A 14,483-nucleotide genomic window follows, 5' to 3' on the forward strand; every position below is an offset into this window, starting at 1 on the left:
GTCAGCCCTGCAGGTACACCACGTGGCTGTGCGTGTACTCGTAGAGTCCATGCTTGCCATCGGCCCCGCCAATGCCTGACCTGCGCACCCCGGCGTGGAAGCCTTGCATGGCCTCGAAGTTCTCGCGGTTCACGTAGGTTTCGCCGAACTGCAGCTCCCTCGTGGCTTGCAAGGCCTTGCCGAGGCTGCCCGTGTAGATCGACGAGGTCAATCCGTACTCGCTGGCGTTGGCCAGGGCGATGGCTTCGTCGAGGCCGTCGACCACCTGGATCGGCAGCACGGGACCGAAGATCTCGTCGCGCATCACGTCCATGTCGGAGCGACAGTCGGCCAGGACGGTGGGCAGGTAATGAAAGCCATGCTCGACGTCGGCGATCGCGCCGCCGGTGACCACACGTGCGCCCTGCTGGCGCGCTCGATCGACCATGTGGGCGACCTTGTCAAGTCCGCCGCGGTTGATCAAGGGGCCCATGTCGAGGTCGCGTTGTGCCAGCGGGTCGCCGAAGCGGACCTCCCGCATGAGGCCGGCGACCTTGTCGACGAAGCGCTCAGCGACAGCATGCTCCACGTACACGCGCTCGGCACAGTTGCAGACCTGGCCGCTGTTGATCACGCGCGAGTCGCGGATCGCTCGCGCCGCCAGGTCCAGGTCTGCGTCGGCCAGCACGATGGCAGGCGCCTTGCCACCGAGCTCCAGGTTGACCTTCGTGATGTGGTCCGCCGCAGCCGACATGATGGCGCTGCCCGTGCGCACGCTGCCGGTGAAGCTCACCATGTCGACACCGCCATGGCCCGACAGCCGGGCGCCGACGCTGCCAGCACCATTCACCACGTTGAACACGCCGGCGGGCAGTTCGGCGGCAGCGACGATGCGGGCGAACTCATGGCAGTTGTTCGGCGTTTCTTCGCTGGGCTTGATGACGATGGCGTTGCCGGTCACCAGGGCCGGTGCCATCTTGCGCGCGATCAGGAAGAACGGAAAGTTCCAGGGCAGGATGCCAGCCACCACGCCCAGCGGCTTGCGCAGCATGAGGATGGTTTCATCCGGCCGGTCGCTCGTGATCACCTCGCCTTCGATGCGGCGCGCCCACTCGGCCATGTAGTCGAGGTAGTCGGCGGTGAAGGACACCTCGACCTCGGCCAGCTTGCCCTGCTCTTTGGAAATGACGCGCGCCAGCAGCGAAGTGTAATTTCGAATCCCCTGCGCGATGCGGCGCAGGAAGCCCGCGCGTTCGACCGCCGGGCGCCGGGCCCACGCGCGTTGCGCCCGGCGGGCCGCGTCGATGGCCTGGTCGATGTGTCCGTCTTCCGCCACGGCCACGCGCGAGACGGCTGCGTTCGTGGCCGGGTTGAAGACCTCCAGATGGGTCTGTGAAGCGACGAAGCGGCCGTCGATGAAGTTGTCGCTGACACGCAAGGGTTTGGTTGTGCTCATGGCTCGTGGAGTGAGGGACGGAAGAAATCGGAAGGCGTCAGCACAGGCGCGGGTTGCGCTCCTTGTAGACGCTGCGCTGGTGCCAGTACGGGTATGCCGCATCGCGCGCGCTGGCCTCGTCGAGCCGCGCGACGTCTTCGGCACTCAGCACGAAGTCCGATGCCGAGAGGTTCTCGCGTAGCTGCGCCTCGTTGCGCGCGCCGATGACGAGGCTGCACACCGTGGGCCGGCGCAGCAGCCAGTTCAGCGCGATCTGCGACACGGGCCGCGCATGTGCATGGGCCAGCGAGTGCAGCAGGTCGATCAGGTCGAAGAACTGCTCCTGCGGCATCACGATGGCACGCGAGCCCAGCGACGCGATGCGGCTGCCTGCGGGCGCCGGCTGGTTGCGGCCGATCTTGCCGCTCAGCATGCCGGCCGAGAGCGGGCTCCACACGATGGTGCCCACGCCCTGGTCCAGGCCCAGCGGCAGCAGCTCCCACTCCACGTCGCGTGCGAGCAGCGAGTAGTAGACCTGGTGGGCAACGTACTTCGGCCAGCCATGTACGCCGGCCAAGGCCATGGCTTTCATGAGTTGCCAACCGGAGTAGTTGGAACAGCCCACGTAGCGGACCTTGCCGGCGCGCACCAGCTCGTCGACGGCGTTCAGCGTTTCCTCCAGGGGCGTCAGCATGTCGAAGCCATGCAGCTGCCACAGGTCGATGGTCTCCACGCCCAAGCGACGCAGGCTGTCGTCGCAGGCCTGCACGAGGTGCTTGCGCGTCGCGCCGACGTCGTCGGGGGCGTCGGTCATGCGAAACCCTGCCTTGGTCGCGATCAGCATGCGGTCGCGCCGGCCCTGGACGGTCTGCCCGAGGATCTCCTCGGACAGCCCCTTGGAGTACACGTCCGCGGTGTCGAAGAGCGTGACGCCCGCATCGAGCGCGATGTCGACCAGGCGCCGTGCCTGCTCGACATCGGTCTCGCCCCATGCCTTGTAGAAGTCGCCCCCGCCGCCGAAGGTGGCGGTGCCGAGGCTGATGGCGGACACCTTGAGGTCCGAGGTGCCCACGAAACGGTAATCCATGCGATCGCCTTGACTCTGGTTGGGGGTCCGCTCAGTTGGGCTTGATGTCGAGCTTCTCGATGATGGGCTTCCATCGCTGATGCTCGCTCTCGATGAAGCTCTTGAACTCGGCGGGCTTCAATGGGAACACGGTGCCGCCCGCGTCCACGATGGCGTCCGCCACCTCCTTGTTCGCCATGACACGCGTCATCGCGGCACTCAGCGTGTCCACCGTCGCGCGGGGCGTGGCGGCGGGTGCGAAGAGGCCGATCCAGGAGCTGACCTGCGCACCGGCGAAGCCGGATTCGGCGAGCGTGGGCACCCCCGGCAGAGCGGCAAGACGCGTCGGCCCCGTCACGGCCAGGGCGGTGAGCTTGCCGGCCTTGACATGCGTCGCGGTCGACGATGCGTAATCGAAGGCGAGGTCGATGTTGCCGCCCAGCAGGTCGGTGATCGCCGGGGCACTGCCCTTGTAGGGCACGTGGACAAGCGCCGATCTGCTTTGCGCCTGCAACAACTCGGCCGCCAAGTGCGCCACCGAGCCGGCGCCCGCCGACCCGTAGGTCAACTTGCCGGGCTGCGCGCGGGCACTTTGGATCATCCCCGCGAAGGTCTTGAACGGCGAACCGCCCTTGGCCACGACCACCAACGGCAGGGCCATGGTCCCATGCACCGGCGTGAACGCCTCGAGCGGCTTGTAGGGGAGCGTGTCCTTGTAGACGTAGCTGTTGACCACGATGTTGGCCAGCGTGCCGACGAGCAGGGTGTAGCCGTCGGGCGCAGCCTTGGCCACGAGCCCCGCGCCGATCGACGCGCCCGCACCGGGGCGGTTGTCGACCACCACCGGTTGTTTGAGCTCTTCACCGAGCTTTTTCGCCACGAGGCGCGCGCTGACGTCGGTGACGCCACCGGCCGGAAACGGAACGATCAGCGTCACCGGCCGATTGGGATAGCCCTGCGCAAACGCGGCACCGGCACCGAAGGCGAGCAGCGCGATGGCCGAGCGGCAGGCCCGATGGCCCGGGTTGTCCTTCATCTTCATTCTGTCTCCTGGGTTTGGTTCAACTACCGGCAAAGAGGCTCTGCAGCGATGCCGCTTCATGCCGCGACATGACCGGCTTGCGCGTGTGCCTCGTGCTCCAGCACGAGATCCCACACGGCCTGTCCGATCGGCCGGTCGCGCTCTTCGAGGATGTGGGCCACCAGGCTGGCGCAGCGGCCCGTGAGCATCAGGCCGCGCCCCAGCAACGGGTCGAGCTGCATGTCGGCGATGGCTGCGCCCATGGCGCCTGCGCCGTTGGCGACGAAGCGGCGACCCTTGTTCTCGCTGAGCACGTCCGCGACAGCATCCATCAAGCGCCAGTGCAGGCCGTAGAAGCCGTTGTCGCGCGACAGCTGCCGGATGACGCTCGTGCGCGGGTCGCCGTCGACGTGGGTGCCGCTGCCGATGCCGAGCACCGGCTTCTTCGCCGCCTTCGCAGCTTCGATGTAGCCCGCGGCCAACTGGCGGACCTCCGCATCGCTGGCCGTGGCGTCGAGCTGCCTGCAGGCGTCGATCAGCGACTGCGCGATGTTCTGGGTCGGCCCCAGGTACACGCTGCCGCCACCCAGCATGCCCGCTGCCACCGCACCCTGCAGTGCCTCCGGTGCGCCCAGGTAGGTCAGTCGCGCCGAGAGCACGCTGGGCGTGACCCCATGGCCGGCCGCCATCACGAGAATCATGTTGATCATGACCTTCTCCTGTGCCGTCGGCCGTCGCCCCACGGCCGTCAGCAGGATCATGTCGACGAAGTCGCACTTGCCCAGGATCTCGGTGCTGAAGTCCTGGCCTCTGATGACGACGGCGTCCGCCGTGGCATACCCGATGTCGGTGGTGTGCATGGTGATCAAGTTTTCGGGGAAATATTGAGAACGGCATCCAGCGCCATGACGCCGCGGCCCTGCGGCATCACCGCCATCGGGTTGATCTCGACCTCTTCGATGCGGGGTGAGCGCATGACCATGTCGCTCACGGCGACCAACGCATCCACCAAGGCATCCACGTCCATCGCCGGCCTGCCGCGGAAGCCGGCGAGCAGGCGCATGCAACGCGTTTCTTCGAGCATTTCGCGGGCGCGACGGCGGTCGAGCGGCAGCAGCCGACGGCTGACGTCCTTGAACAGCTCGATGGCGATCCCACCCAGGCCCACGGTGCAGACGTGGCCGAACGCCGGGTCCCTGTGCACGCCGACCACGACTTCGACGAAAGGGCCGGTCGACATCTGTTCGACCAACACGCCATCGAGCACATGACCAGGTGCTGCGGCGCGCACGGCGGCCAGCATCTCCGTGTGCGCCCGCCGGGCCGCGTCAGCCGAATCGATGCCGAGACGAACGCCTCCCACATCGGATTTGTGCGTGATCGTCGGGCTGACGATCTTCATGGCGACCGCCGGCGCACTTATTTCGGCGAAGGCGCGCGCCGCATCGTCCGCGCTGGCGGCGAACCGGGACTGCGGCACGGGCACACCCCAGGTGCGGAGCACGGCCTTGGCCTCGTGCTCGCGCACCGGCCCCGCGACGTCGGGCAGGCCGCGCGCGTCGTCGCCGCCGGCCGCTGCAGGCCCAGACAGCGCCTGGGGGATCCAGCCGGCATCGCGGCGCGCCTTCCATGCCCCGTATTCGACATAGCGGCGCACCGCATCGACCGCACCGGCGACGGAGCGCGCAGGCACCATGCCGTTGTCGACCAGCGTCGGGTAGCCTTGGCCGAGCTTGTCGCTCATCCAGACCATCACGATCGGCTTGTCGGTCTCCCGTTGCACCCGGGCAGCGCTTTCGGCGGCCGTGGTGGTGACCTCGCCATAGTCGAAGGGAATGGGATAGATGACCGCGCCGACCTGCGCGTCGTCCACGACCGCCTTGAGCGATGCGTATCCGATCTCGGCGTTCGTCAGCACCACGGCCGTGGTGTCCACCGGATTGGAGATGGCCGCGTAGTCGGGCAACTGCGTTCGCAGCGTTGCGAGCGTCGTCTCCTCGAATTCGGCCAGCGTCAAGCCCGCCGTGCCGACCTTGTCGGCGGCCAGCGCTGCCGTGCCACCGGAGTAGCAGAAGACGGCGACCTTCTCCTTGCCGGTCGGCTGGCCGCGCGCCAGCAGGGCCGCGGTATCGATCAACTCGCCGACCTCGTCCACCTCGATCACGCCCAGTTCACGGAACACCGCGCTGTTCACCTCGGCCGAGCCGCTGATCGCGGCGGTGTGCGACTGCGCCGCCTTGACGCCATAGTCGGACTTGCCGATCTTCATCGCCACCACGGGCTTGCCGTGCCGCGCCGCGTGCTGGCACGCGGCCAGGAAGCGCGGGCCGTTGCGCACGCCTTCGAGCGTCGTGACGATCACCTTGATGTCGTCCGCGGTGGCCATGTAGTGGATGAAGTCGCTCACCTCCAGGTCTACTTCGTTGCCGCCCGAGAACCACAGGCCGGTGCCGATGCCGCGCGCCATCGCCTGGATCACGGTGCGGCCCATGCCACCACCCTGGGTGGCGAGCCCGATCGGGCCGGGCTTCTGGTCAAACCGGTACGCCGGCGAGAAGGTCATGCCCAGGCGGGCGTTGATGTTGTTCAAGCCGGGGCAATTCGGGCCGTAGATGCGCATGCCGCTGGATCGGGCGATCTCCAGCATCCGGGCCTCGGCGCGGCGGCCTTCTTCGCCGACCTCGCCGAAGCCGGAGGTCAGGACCATCGCGAACTTCACGCGCTGGTCCGCGCATTGCTGCAGCACCGGCAACACGTGGTCGGCCTTGACCGCGACCAGGGCGAGGTCCAGGTCCTCCCGGATATCGCTGATCGTCCGGACGCAGGCGCGGCCATTGATCTCGGGACGCACCGGGTTCACGAGATGCAGGCGGCCACGGAAGCTCGAATGCGTGACGAGGTTTTCCAGCGTGTTGCCGCCCACGCTCTGTGCCCGTTCCGAGGCGCCCACCAGCGCGATCGAGCGCGGCAGGACCAGGTGCGACAGATCGCTGAAATCAGTGGACGAATTCATGCGGTGCCTCCGTGGCCGTCGGGACGGCGGTTCATGAGATAGGTCACGGTCGACTCGATCACGGTTTCGTTCCTCTGGTTGATGATCGAGCGGCGAAAGATGGTCATGCCGCGCTCCGGCTTGCGCGTGGGGCGCGCTTCGATGACTTCGATGCGCAGATGGATGGTGTCGCCGATGAAAGTCGGCTTGAGGAACTGAAGCCTGTTCTCCACCACCGAGACGGCGGTGTTCTCGATCAATTGATGCACGAGCGTGCGCGTCGCCAGACCGATGCCGACCGACGCCACCAGCATGCCGTGCGCGAGCCGCTGGCCGAAGACGCTGTTGCGGGCGAACTCGCAATCCACGTGCAGGCGGTTGAAGTCGCCGGTCAGGCTCGCGAAGCCGACGACGTCGGCTTCGGTGATGCTGCGTGCGGGCGTGTCGAAGCACGTGCCGACCGGGAGGTCGTCCCAGTACAGGCGCGCATTCGAAAGCGCTTCGATGTCCCGCAAAGCCGGAGCCGCGCCGGCGCTCACGAGGAGAACCTTCCACCGGTGGCGAACACCGTCGTGCCGGTGATGTACCGGGCTTGCTCGGAAGCGAGGAACACGATCGTGCTCGCGATGTCCTCCGGCTGCCCGAGAAAGCCCACGGGGATCCTGGCGACGGCGGCCTCCTTGAGCTGCGCGTAGCTCCTGTGGCTCTTGATGCCCTCGGTCTCGACGAAGCCGGGCGCGAGCGCGTTCACCGTGATGCCGTTGCGCGCCTGCTCGAGCGAGAGCGACCGGGTGAATCCCACGATGGCCAGCTTGGAGGCGCTGTAGCTGGTCTGCCCCGGGTTGCCGAAGATGGAACGCGAACTCAGGTTGATGACGCGTCCCCACCTGCGCGCCTTCATGTGCGGGAGCACGGCGCGGCAGCAATGGAACGTGCCCTTCATATTCACGTCCATCACCCGATCCCAATCGCTCTCTTGCATCTTGAGCAAGGTCACGTCGCGCGAGATGCCCGCGTTGTTCACCAGCACGTCGACGCCGCCGAGCGTGGACTGGACGGAAGTCACCATGGCCTCCACGTGCGCGCTCTGGGTGATGTCGCACGCGAAGGCCGCGCTGCGCCCGCCCGTGGCGCGGATCTCACCGGCGACGCCGTCGGCCGCATCGCCGTCCATGTCGACCACAGCGACGGCTGCGCCCTCCGCCGCGAAGGTGAGAGCCGTGACGCGGCCGATGCCTCGGCCCGCGCCAGAGATCAAGACCACGCGGTCCTTCAATCCAAAGTCCATTCGAATGCTCCAAACAAAATCGTTAATCCGACTGATCGTAATTGTCATACGGTATATCGGATTCAGTCAAACGCTTTTCGCAGTTCCGCGAAGGGGCTTTGCCCGGAGGCGCCGTGCATACTGCCTGTTACCATCCGCCACGTACGAAATTTCGGATTTCATATGCCCTCACATGTCCCTGCAGCCGCTCGAGCGCTCGCGCTGTTCGAAGTCTTCGCACGCGAGAAGCGCGAGATGACCAATGTCGAACTGGCCCAGCAACTCGAGCTCCCCGTCAGCAGTTGCTCGGACCTGGTGAGCACGCTGATCGACATCGGCTATCTCGCGCGATCGGTGAAGAATCGGCGGCTCTATCCCACGGGCCGACTGTTCGCGATGGCCACGGAGATCGATGAAAACGTCGGCGTGACGGCGCGCCTGGCCCAGGCGTGTGAAGAGTTGCGGAACAAGACCAGCGAAAGTGCGTTGTGCGGATCGCTGCACAAGGGTGTCGTCACGGTGCGCGCCTTCGCCGCCGGGCACGAGGCCCTGCGCTACTCCTCGGCGCGCGGCGACAGGCTCAGCCTGCACGTGTCGGCCATGGGGAAGGCCATCCTCGCGCACATGACGGTGGACGACGTCGAGCGCGAACTCACGCGCATGCCGTGGCCGCAGATGGCCTCGAACACTTTGACGCACCCTGCCGACCTGATCGCGCAGGTCGCTTCATTCCGCGCTCAGGGGTGGGCACTCGTCGAGAACGAAGGCAGCGAGGGATTGGCGTCGATGTCTGTCGCTGGGCGCGTCAATGGCGAGTTGTTTGCGATCGCTGTCGCTGGAGCCCAATCCCGACTGAAGATGTACCAGGCCAGCTACTTGAACGCATTGATCAAGGTGGCCGAAAAGTTGTTCGATGAAACCACGCCTTCTGTGGATGTGACCTAGAAATCTCGCATTTCGAGCTTCGACCCTCCTGACGCTGTCCGGTGTGGACGGCCTGAGCAACCGCGTACCTTCGCGCCGGCAACGCACATGACGCCCGAGGCTTTGTAAAGACGTGCCGCGACATCCACGTCACACCGCGCTTGGCGCAGAAGGCCAAACGCGCAGGAGGCTGCTCGCCGGACCATCCGGCGGGTAGCAAATTACGTGAGGCAACGGGTCAGCGCAAGTAGCAAATCCGATGAGTCAATGCGTGTTGGAGTTCTTAGTCATCGCTAGTTTGATCAAAGTACGGCGTGGGAGCGAGCAAAACTAGGGGCAAGACTTGGCCGTATTAGGACCGCGCTAGGCTGATTCAAGCGTCGATGTCGACGATGGATTCCATCGCTTGAAGTTGCGTACGTCCTGACCGTTCAGAAACGCACAGCGCACCTGCAAGAGATTGTTCGCTCCCCGGCGTGTCCAGCGCATGTGACCATTGCGCTTCATCCGTTGCCCGACGACATGGTCCACAGCCGATTCGGCCCAGCTGATGAAATCGGCAAGCCTCGACTGCGTCGTAATCCATAGTTCGCCGACAAGGTTTGATTGCGCCGCAGGTAGGCGATGAGTCTCCCAAGGGCGTTATTGCGCTTGCCCACCCAGCCCTTGTTTCTGCGCAACCCTTCCAGCCGCTGTAAGCATCTGTCCGCTTGACCGTGCCACAGCAGCCACATTACTCCAGACGCTCACCGCTGGAGGCGCTCGCGCTCATCCAGGTCTACGCCGCGCAGTCCTTGCAGAGCCAAGTGCACATGCTCAAATCGCATACCGATGTGGAACCAGTCCAGAATGCGTTCGCTTCGCTCACCCAATCGACCGGCAGCATAGACGTCTTCGCCGCCGTCGCACAATACCGTCGCAGGTGCCTCTCGACCAATACCGACCGATACGAGGAACGCTTCCTGCCGCAGACCCTTCAGCACAGGTTCAAAGCCGATCGAGTACGCATGCGCGTGCGTGCGCCGGCTCGCTGGACGAACCACTTTCGAGGCAATCACCGAGATCCAACTCCTGCCTTCCACGCGGGGAAGGCCACGCACGTAGCCGGCGTCTACCTGCAGGGCATGCACTGCATCTTTTGCATCGGCAATGACTTCGCCGTCGTGAAAGTTCTCTTCCAAGATCCTATCGATCCGGCGCTCCATCTCAGACTCGAGCTTAGCCCCGATGCGCTGCACGTTCGAGCGAATGCTGGAGCCCGGGAGCTCTGTCGCACCGGTAAAGCTATGAGCAAGGACTGGCGCGCGAGCCGATACGACATCACGCTGGCATAGCGCTTCTGAAGCCAGACCCATTGAGGACTTGGATCTGAGAACGCCAACAGAGGCTGCCGGACATGCCCGTCGATCGAAGCCCGGCGCCGATTTCGCCAGGCGGGCCGCGCGCATTCGCGCGCGAGCCTCCCACGAGGCCGGCGGCGCGGCAAGGAACGGTCGAATGCGCTCGTGTCCTCGGCAGCGAGCGAGGTCAGGGCCAGCGCGTGGCCCTCACAACAGTCGTGCTGGTTCCCCTCGCTCGGTCAGCAGTGCGACGGCTTTCTTGTCGAACGACACAAAGACTTCGCCGCCGAGCCAATTGCCCTCATAGGCAATGACTCCATCTGCGAAGTCCCCGCCCGCTTCCAGTGATGCCAGGCCCGACTCAACCGCGGGCCTGTTCATTTGCACGTTAGCCGTTTCCAGCAGCGCGCGAATCGCAGCAGCCACATCCGCGGGCTGGAAGCCGTAGACCCTGCGAAGTACCCATACGAACTCACACAAGGACGGCAGTGCGATCGCTATGAGTTTCGCATCGATCAAGAGCTTGGCGGCGATGCTCGCTTGCGCAGCGTCGTCGCGCACCACGGCTCGAACAAGAACGTTGGTATCGACTGTGACCTTCACTCCTTGCCCGCCCAGCCTCGCGCAGTCGCTTCGTTGATTTCGTCAATCGTGGCGACTTTGTTTGTCCGACCGGCGAGCAGTCCAAGGAAGCCCTCGATCGTTCCAGTCGGCCGCGCTGCCTTAAGGATGCCCCGGCCATCCGGGAGCAGATCCAACTCGATCTTTTCGCCTGGCTTGATGCCCAAGTGGTGCAGCACTTCCTTGCGGAACGTGACCTGGCCCCGGGCGGTGACGGTCAATGTGGTCATGACGATGGACTCCAGCGTGACATGCTGGGGATGGTAATGGATAAATGCATTACCGTCAAAACATCCCCCTCCCATATCGTCGACAGCCGCGCCCCGTGCAATCGACGCAGCAAACCACGCCAGATTCTCGAGCACCGATATGCTTGCTAAAGCGATGCGCGGCCGTGAGGGAGAGCGGGCCAAAGTGGAGCCCCCACTTTGGCCCGCTCTCCTGTCCACGTTCCTGTAAGCGCAGTTCGGCCGGCGGGGCGCATGCTTCGGTTGGGCGGCGCTGCACCTGTTCATTGGGCTGCCGCTGAACTGGTGTTGCCCGAAACGACCAGGGCGTCGGACGCTCGAGGAGCATCCCAGGTCGAATCCGACACCGATGCGCACGCGACCAGCCCGCTCAAGGCATCGTGCTGCTGGCCGTGGTTTTCGCAATACCTAGTTCATCAGCACCGCGATGGCTGCCCACCTGCTGCAACTACTGATGGCCGCAGGCGCCAGCCTTACAGCGGCGGTCGCCTTCGGCGCTTTGGTTGGACCGGCGCAGGTCGGCGCGCGAATCCTGGAGTTCAGTGTGCTTCGCAAGATTCATCCGCTGCTCTCGGCCCGACTCGCGGGTTTCTGGACGCTGTGCATCCCCGGCGCGAGCATGGCGGCCGCACGCACAACAGGAGACACCTATGCAACACGGTTGCAGCGCCGGATCGCGGCGGCTTTTTTTAATGCCTTCGATGGGTTCAGAGACTGGCGCTTCTGGGCGCGGCGCTCGCGATCGGGCGTGAGCGTGGCGGTGGCCAATGCCATCTACAACGCGACTGGCGTCCGCGTGCGCGATTACCCGGTGACGCTCGACAAACTGATCGAGCGCATACCTTCGCTGGCTGACAATTGAGCCGACAAACCAGCCCCGTCAATTCATTCGTCCATGACGGTGACACCAGCAAGCCCTTGCCCAATACCGGCGGTCGCGAAGGTGACTTTGTCTTAGCTACGCCATCCACTCGGTAAACAACAAGCGTGGAGATCAAGACTCCAGCTGTTGAAGTTGCTCGTTGTCGCCAGTTTGGTCGGCGCTTACGCTAGTACCGGTGAGTTCGCGTGTACCAAATGCTGCGGCTTTCTAGAACGCTGCAGCTTAGCGGGCCGGTTGAACTTGACGAGCCGTTAAGGTTCTCGCACCGGCGTAGGATGCTTGACGCAACGGGCTCCCAGGAGGTGCCGCGAACTTCGTAGACGCTGACTCAGCGATCGAGCCAGATGCGCGCGGTAGACGTAAGCGGCCAGCCGTCCCATCTTGATTTCGTTGAGCACGCAAGGCTCCACTACTCCACTTAACTTCTTGGTGGAGAAATGGACACTTCAGTTGCTCTTAGCGGCGAGCGTCGGCGTCGACGCAAGCACAGCGCCGAGTTCAAGGCGCACGTCGTGGCGGCGTGTAGCAAGCCGGGCGTGTCGTCGGCGTCGGTGGCGATGGCCAATGGCATCAACGCGAATCTGGTGCGCCGTTGGGTTAAGGACGCAGAGGCCGAGCGGGAAGATGTGAAGGAGATCGGCGCAACGAACCCGGTCAAGCGGCCGGTAACCAAATTCGTGCCGCTGCCGCTGCCACTGCCGTCGCCTGCGCCGGTGAGCGACATCCGAGTCGAGCTGCAGCGAGGCACAACCAAGATCGTCGTGATCTGGCCGGCGACTGCGGCGGCGCAGTGCGCGGCATGGATGCGAGAGCTGCTGCAATGATCCGGATCGACGCGATGTGGCTGGCGGTCGAGCCGATCGACATGCGAGCCGGAGCGGAGCGACTGTTGACGAGCGTCGTGCAGGTCTTCGGCGCCGCGCAGGCTCACCACGGCTACGTGTTCGCCAATGCTCGTGCCACTCGCATCAAGCTGCTCGTGCACGATGGCTTTGGGCTGTGGTGTGCAGCGCGGCGTCTTAACGAGTGCCGGTTCGCGTGGCCAGCCTCTGGCTCAAAGGCAGTGCCTGCGTTGACACAGGCCCAGTTCGACGCGCTCGTCGTGGGCCTGCCTTGGCAGCGGCTGCAGCAGATGCAACTCATCATGCGCACGTAGACGAGCGCGCCGGGTCATACCGACGCGATCAATTGGCGCTTCGTCGTGTTCAGGTACGGCGAAGCGCTGGTTTCGCTCAGGATTGAAGGCGCAGTTGGCGAACTGCGCCCGGTCGACACCGTCGCAGGCATCTGGTTTGGCGCACCCAACTGCGCGGGCAATCCGATCCTTCCAGGTGTTTCCGTGACCGTGGCGGGCACGGTCCCGGTCGTGGGCTACAAGGATGGCAACGGCCGCTACATTGCCTACATGCCAAAGACCAAGAGCATCGGAACGTACCCGATCTACTCGCAGCGCACGTCGGCCGGCAACTGCGAGCCCGTTCAACCGGCGTCCCACCCTGGCTACCCAGCCGAGGCCATCCCGATGGATTCGTACTACGTGGCACCGTTTCGGGTCGAATAGGGCATCGTCAAGCATGCCTGACGTTCGCCGCGGCGGGACGTTTTAGAGAGCCTTCCACGCCCGCTGTGAGAAGGATTCCCTACGGAACCGCGGCGTCGACGCGTGCCCCAGGGAATCCCGGGACGCGGAACAGCGACTCGACGGAGCGAGTGGACTGCATTCGGGGGCCCGTCGAGTGGGCGCTCGAGTCGGCCCAACCATTGCCGACACGTTCTCCAGCGCGGTTATCCAGCGCGGTGCAATCCCGCTGAGGCCAGACGGCTTCGGGCCAAGAGCCGCCATCACCCTCGGCTCCAGCAGGCTCTTTCTCCTGGCAGGCCATTCCCAGCCGGCGCACGTCGTTTCAGCCTCGGAGCACAGCGTCAAGCCGTGTTCCGAGAAGCCGCGCCCGTCGCTGCTGTTTCGTTCAGCGACTGCGCAAACAGGATTTGCGCGGCCGCGCGCGCTTCAACAAGTTCAACGTGCCGTTGCTGAACGAGTTGGACCTCGACATCACTCGAGTAGACAGCCGTGAGCCATGAATGCTCTGCTTCCTCGACGGTACGCTCTGCTGCTCTCCACAGATCCATGGTGGAACTCAAAACTGACAAGGCGCGCTCCTCAAAAGCGTGAGAAGGCCCGCGTGAGCAAGGCCGTCCGAACAGGACACGGACGCGGCCGAGGCGCAGGTGTGCAGATCAGCGTGCGCCCAACCGCCAGCGATGTCAACCGATCGTCGACAGGCGAACATCGTCGTTGACGGCTCGGGCGCGAGCGGCTCGTCTGGCAGGGCGTTGCACGATTGCACGGTCCAATGGTCCGCTCCGCCCCGTTGCCCTTGCACAGCCATCAGCACGGGGCAGCGAGATGGAACCGACGCCGCAGGTGAGCGTGTCAGCCGCTGCCCACTCGGTGAGCGGTCGCACGGCCAGGCGCGCAGACGTCCTGGCAGGACCCCTCGCGCGCGGCGTGCTGCGTCCCGAGCGCGACCTGCGCGCTGCCACCGATCGGGCTGCGCGCTACCGGTTGCCAACGCCTTCTCGGACGCGGCCATGCCGTCATGGCCAGCAAAGCCCGGGCTGGACTATGCAGGGTTTCCCGCCCGGCGACGGGTCACTTCGCCGCTCAGCGCCGCGCCGCATCGGCCGCGTTTTCACGCAATCCACG

15 protein-coding genes and 1 pseudogene are annotated in these 14,483 nt (G+C 65.1%); 5 read left to right on the forward strand and 11 right to left on the reverse strand.

What is annotated here, in order from left to right:
* Position 1: 1 nt before the first annotated feature.
* Genes aldA through B0W80_RS12985 form a run of 7 tightly spaced genes read right to left on the reverse strand, consistent with a single transcriptional unit; the run spans position 2 to position 7,781 of the window.
* The gene (gene aldA, locus B0W80_RS12955) at positions 2–1,435 is read right to left on the reverse strand and encodes an aldehyde dehydrogenase (RefSeq protein WP_076999553.1); all 1,434 of its coding nucleotides are present in this window, start codon (positions 1,433–1,435) and stop codon (positions 2–4) included.
* Positions 1,436–1,472: 37 nt separating this feature from the next.
* On the reverse strand, positions 1,473–2,501 hold the full coding sequence (locus tag B0W80_RS12960) for an aldo/keto reductase (protein WP_076999554.1): 1,029 nt from the start codon (positions 2,499–2,501) through the stop codon (positions 1,473–1,475).
* A gap of 31 nt (positions 2,502–2,532) precedes the next feature.
* Complete coding sequence (locus tag B0W80_RS12965) at positions 2,533–3,522, reverse strand: tripartite tricarboxylate transporter substrate binding protein (RefSeq protein WP_076999555.1); 990 nt, start codon at positions 3,520–3,522, stop codon at positions 2,533–2,535.
* Positions 3,523–3,578: 56 nt separating this feature from the next.
* Complete coding sequence (locus tag B0W80_RS12970) at positions 3,579–4,361, reverse strand: citryl-CoA lyase (RefSeq protein ID WP_076999610.1); 783 nt, start codon at positions 4,359–4,361, stop codon at positions 3,579–3,581.
* Between the two features lie 5 nt (positions 4,362–4,366).
* Positions 4,367–6,514, reverse strand: coding sequence for an acetate--CoA ligase family protein (locus B0W80_RS12975; protein ID WP_076999556.1), 2,148 nt, complete (start codon positions 6,512–6,514; stop codon positions 4,367–4,369).
* Positions 6,511–7,032, reverse strand: a complete 522-nt coding sequence (locus tag B0W80_RS12980) for a MaoC/PaaZ C-terminal domain-containing protein (protein ID WP_076999557.1) — start codon at positions 7,030–7,032, stop codon at positions 6,511–6,513. Before B0W80_RS12980 ends, B0W80_RS12975 begins: the two co-directional genes overlap by 4 nt.
* Positions 7,029–7,781, reverse strand: a complete 753-nt coding sequence (locus tag B0W80_RS12985; protein ID WP_076999558.1) for an SDR family NAD(P)-dependent oxidoreductase — start codon at positions 7,779–7,781, stop codon at positions 7,029–7,031. The genes B0W80_RS12980 and B0W80_RS12985 overlap by 4 nt, the downstream gene beginning before the upstream one ends.
* Positions 7,782–7,943: 162 nt before the next feature.
* Between B0W80_RS12985 and B0W80_RS12990 the strand changes: the two genes are divergently transcribed.
* Positions 7,944–8,705, forward strand: a complete 762-nt coding sequence (locus tag B0W80_RS12990; protein WP_076999559.1) for an IclR family transcriptional regulator — start codon at positions 7,944–7,946, stop codon at positions 8,703–8,705.
* Positions 8,706–9,430: 725 nt separating this feature from the next.
* Here the strand turns inward: B0W80_RS12990 and B0W80_RS12995 are convergent.
* The 3 genes from B0W80_RS12995 to B0W80_RS13005 form a co-directional block, all read right to left on the reverse strand.
* A complete protein-coding gene (locus tag B0W80_RS12995; protein WP_143684596.1) occupies positions 9,431–9,865 on the reverse strand; it encodes a hypothetical protein in 435 nt (144 codons plus the stop codon).
* 366 nt (positions 9,866–10,231) lie between these two features.
* Positions 10,232–10,627, reverse strand: coding sequence for a type II toxin-antitoxin system VapC family toxin (locus B0W80_RS13000; protein ID WP_076999561.1), 396 nt, complete (start codon positions 10,625–10,627; stop codon positions 10,232–10,234).
* On the reverse strand, positions 10,624–10,875 hold the full coding sequence (locus B0W80_RS13005) for an AbrB/MazE/SpoVT family DNA-binding domain-containing protein (RefSeq protein ID WP_076999562.1): 252 nt from the start codon (positions 10,873–10,875) through the stop codon (positions 10,624–10,626). Before B0W80_RS13005 ends, B0W80_RS13000 begins: the two co-directional genes overlap by 4 nt.
* A 235-nt stretch (positions 10,876–11,110) precedes the next feature.
* On the opposite strand from B0W80_RS13005, the pseudogene B0W80_RS36485 reads away from it, so the two are divergent.
* From B0W80_RS36485 to B0W80_RS13025, 4 genes and pseudogenes are all read left to right on the forward strand, one after another.
* Positions 11,111–11,479 (forward strand): annotated as a pseudogene (locus B0W80_RS36485) (MFS transporter); the annotation flags it as partial.
* Between the two features lie 734 nt (positions 11,480–12,213).
* The gene (locus B0W80_RS13015) at positions 12,214–12,600 is read left to right on the forward strand and encodes a transposase (RefSeq protein WP_076999564.1); all 387 of its coding nucleotides are present in this window, start codon (positions 12,214–12,216) and stop codon (positions 12,598–12,600) included.
* A complete protein-coding gene (gene tnpB / locus B0W80_RS13020; RefSeq protein WP_076999565.1) occupies positions 12,597–12,932 on the forward strand; it encodes an IS66 family insertion sequence element accessory protein TnpB in 336 nt (111 codons plus the stop codon). The genes B0W80_RS13015 and tnpB overlap by 4 nt, the downstream gene beginning before the upstream one ends.
* Positions 12,933–12,977: 45 nt before the next feature.
* Entirely contained in the window at positions 12,978–13,337 is a 360-nt protein-coding gene (locus B0W80_RS13025) for a hypothetical protein (RefSeq protein ID WP_076999566.1), read from the forward strand.
* Between the two features lie 362 nt (positions 13,338–13,699).
* On the opposite strand, the gene B0W80_RS34890 is transcribed toward B0W80_RS13025, so the two are convergent.
* Positions 13,700–13,927: a hypothetical protein gene (locus tag B0W80_RS34890; protein ID WP_143684597.1), complete on the reverse strand. Its 228-nt coding sequence runs from the start codon at positions 13,925–13,927 to the stop codon at positions 13,700–13,702.
* Between the last annotated feature and the right edge of the window lie 556 nt (positions 13,928–14,483).

Source organism: Variovorax sp. KK3, from assembly GCF_001984055.1.
Taxonomy (GTDB): Bacteria; Pseudomonadota; Gammaproteobacteria; order Burkholderiales; family Burkholderiaceae_C; genus Variovorax.